We start from the raw sequence: 894 nt of genomic DNA, 5'->3' as shown, positions 1-894 counted from the left end.
ATTATGCGTATATTAGGTGTTCTTCCGGCTCGCTATAAATCAACAAGGTTTGAGGGTAAGCCCCTAGTAAGTATCGCTGGTGTACCGATGATTAAACGGACCTGTCAGCGGGCTATGCTCTCGGATAGTTTGGATGAGGTTGTTGTTGCGACTGAAGATGAGCGTATTGAACAATACTGCCGATCTGAAAATATTCCTGTTGTGATGACTAGTGATTCTTGCCTTACAGGCACTGATCGCATAGCTGAAGTAGCCGAAATGCTTGATTATGATTTTTACATCAACATTCAAGGTGATGAGCCTGTTATAGATCCAGTTGTGGTTGATCAGTTGGTCGAGCAATACAAAAAACATGGCGATTCATATATTGCATATAACCTTTACAAGATCATTTCTGATCAAAAAGAAATACAAAGCAATACGATAGTAAAAGTAGTTGTTAATGCTTTAGACGAATTGATGTATATGTCGAGACTTCCTGTGCCATTTTCTAATGTGAAAGGTGTAGAGTCTGTTTATCGTCAACAAATTCCTGTGTATGGTTTTACCAAGCAAGCGTTAAAGGTTTTTGCAGAGCAGGGTTGCTTAGGAAAAACAATTAATGAGCAATTTGAGGACGTGGAATTACTAAGGTTCGTCGATCTTGGTTATAAGCTTAAAATGACAGAGACTACTGCTGATTCAATTGCTGTCGACGTGCCAGACGACATAAAGAAAGTGGAGCGATTTTTAAGTCAATAGACTTAGGTGTTAGAAATAAAAAAGCCCGATTGGCATATGCTAATCGGGCTTTTTTATAACTTGGTACCAGTGGGCGGACTCGAACCGCCACGCCCGTGAAGGCATCGGATTTTGAATCCGACATGTCTACCAATTTCATCACACTGGCGAAGT

Annotated in this window: 1 protein-coding gene and 1 tRNA gene; one reads left to right on the top strand and one right to left on the bottom strand. The window is 40.5% G+C overall.

Annotation, left to right across the window (positions count from 1 at the left end; all coding sequences use genetic code 11):
• A partial coding sequence (locus tag A3739_RS01405; protein ID WP_197471942.1) for a 3-deoxy-manno-octulosonate cytidylyltransferase occupies positions 1-741 on the top strand: 741 nt, incomplete at its 5' end.
• Between the two features lie 61 nt (positions 742-802).
• On the opposite strand, the gene A3739_RS01400 is transcribed toward A3739_RS01405, so the two are convergent.
• Positions 803-889: transfer RNA gene (locus A3739_RS01400), tRNA-Leu, on the bottom strand.
• Positions 890-894 lie beyond the last annotated feature (5 nt).

This window comes from Oleiphilus sp. HI0067, assembly GCF_001635735.1.
The sequence above is the reverse complement of the archived record's forward strand: the minus strand, read 5'-3'. Positions and strand labels throughout refer to the sequence as shown.